The sequence below is a fragment of the Flavobacterium sp. W21_SRS_FM6 genome (assembly GCF_052119645.1).
Classification (GTDB): domain Bacteria; phylum Pseudomonadota; class Gammaproteobacteria; order Enterobacterales; family Alteromonadaceae; genus Paraglaciecola.
In genome coordinates, this window is record NZ_JBGQOM010000026.1 from 1 (window position 1) to 2,294 (window position 2,294).

Sequence of the window (2,294 nt, forward strand, 5' to 3'; positions counted from 1 at the left end):
CGGTATTTGTCGTCTTTTTTAACAAACACTACGGACGCACCTTCAAACTCTTGAATCGAAGCTTTAGGCACCATCATGGCGACATCAAGGTTGTTGATTGTTACAAGCCCTTTAATAGCTGCGCCGACCGGCCATCGACCTGACGTGTTAGCAATTTTTGCATACGCCAAGACATAAGGCTTCTCATCAGGTGAGGGCAAAATATGCTGGATAGTGGTGTCTAACGATGCCCCTGCCACACTAAGTTGAACACTATGTCGCTCAGCGATATCAGTGAGTTGCTGTGGGAAGATTTTAAGCTGTGCCCACACGTCATCATAGTTTGCGATTGAAAATAACACTTGACCATTGGATAACTCGCCTTCATTGGCATGTCTGGCAATCACCGTGCCTGAAAACGGGGCTGTAACAGGATAACTTTTGAGGCTTTCATTGGATTCTACAACCGCCAGTGTCTCGCCTTTTTTAACTTTGTTACCTAAATTTGCATTGACCTTGGTCACCATACCGTCGAATCGTGCACGAACATGACTCAGTGAAGCAGGGTCGGTTACGATATTTCCGTAGACCAAGGTGGTAATATTAAGTCTTCCAGCTTGAACACTTTTCGTCATCACACCCATTTTTTGCGCCATGCTGTCAGACATGAGCACGAGTTCATCCTCATGGGTTTCTGCATTGCCATGTGCATCCTCTGATGCTTGTATTGTGGTGCTTGAAAAAAATCCCAGCGCACTGCAAAAAATGAAAACTAACAGTGTGTTTTGCTTCTTGCTTACTATTTTTTTGTTCATTTTGTTTGTCTCGAAATAGAGGTGTTGATCGTATCCACAAGGGGCTGCGCGGTCAGTGATTCGATATCTGCGCCCCGTTGATGAGCTTGTTTCGCTGAGTGAATTAGGGCTTGTTTGGCATTGAGCAATTCATGACGTGTACTCACCCATTCAAGGTAACTGAATCGTCCATCAATATAGGCTTGCTCTACCAGTTCCAGTGCTTGAACTAAGGGTGGGATAATAGAATTTTGTAGTGTCTGCACATTGAGCAACGCATTATTTCTGACCATCAATGCCATATTTAGCTGATGGTATAGACTTTGAGTCGCTGACTCTTTTTGTTGCTCCAGTTGTGCCTGAATTGCTCGCTGTTTTTGGTACTCTCCAATATTTCGCTCACTGGCAAATAACGGCATACTGACTCCCGCTATAAAGGCTGTTTCATCTATACCATTCATGCGCCTGATTCCGGCTGTCCAGCTTAAATCCGACTGATTGGCTGCTTGGGTCAGACGTACTTGGGATGCCTGTAATCTCGCTTCTTGCGTATAGACATCGAGATTGGGACTGCCCAATAGGGTGTTGAAAAGCACGGTTAAAGATGGTGACGATTGCAGCGCAAATAAGTCACCCGCTACATCGGTAAAAGTGGGATATTGTTCCCCCCACATAATCGCCAGACTATTTATCATGGCTTGCTTAGTTTGCTGTGCCGTCACCACATCCAGTCTGGCTCTTGCCAGTGCTGCTTCAGCGCGTTGCTGTTCAAATACCGGAGATGCTCCTGCATCCACACGCTTTGTAACAGCTTGATAGGTATATCGAGCAAGAGTTTCTGCCTCTTGTTGCGCGTCAATTAGCGCTTGTTGCGCCAATACATCGATGTAGCGACGTGTCACTTCAGCCAATACATCCAAAGTGTGCACTTGTTTTTGCGCTTCCACGAAGGTGGATTGCGCTTTAGCAAACGCCTTACGTGAGTTGAGTTTATTGCCCAGTTCAATGACCGATGACAATGTGAGAGTTAACTCCGAGCCTTTAATGCCGGAGACCTCACCTGTTCCTAAAAAGTTTTCCACTTCAATGCCTGCATTGAGAGCAGGTTTGAGCGAAGCTGTTTTAATTTCCCCTTCTATCGCTTCTTGCTTATATGTGAACTCATGCAATTCTGGCGAATTTGTTAATGTTCGCTGTATGGCGCTTTGCAACGTCATTTCGCCATTGGTGATACTGTTTGTTTGTGCTACTACCACGGTGTGTGTTGCCAAAAGGACAAGCATCGTGGAAACCACCCAAGCGTGCACACGCACAGGGCGATTCAATGAAATATTCATCATTGTTTTATTCCTAAATTATCAAAAATGTATATCGCCAAACTGTTGGCGAACGGTGTTTGATTAGTTCAGGGTTATGCTTTAGGTGGGCGTAATAATTGTGTGACCGGTGCATCTATTACTTTTGATAAGTAATAGAAACCGTGATGGGTGGTAACAGCATCGAGTTCGATACCATTGATGT

Annotated in this window: 2 protein-coding genes; both read right to left on the reverse strand. The window is 45.0% G+C overall.

Annotated features, from left to right (window positions below):
* Positions 1 to 794: efflux RND transporter periplasmic adaptor subunit (locus ACEN2L_RS20650; RefSeq protein ID WP_441745961.1), on the reverse strand; the 794-nt coding region annotated here is incomplete at its 3' end.
* Complete coding sequence (locus tag ACEN2L_RS20655; RefSeq protein ID WP_441745962.1) at positions 791 to 2,113, reverse strand: TolC family protein; 1,323 nt, start codon at positions 2,111 to 2,113, stop codon at positions 791 to 793. The genes ACEN2L_RS20650 and ACEN2L_RS20655, both read right to left, overlap by 4 nt.
* Between the last annotated feature and the right edge of the window lie 181 nt (positions 2,114 to 2,294).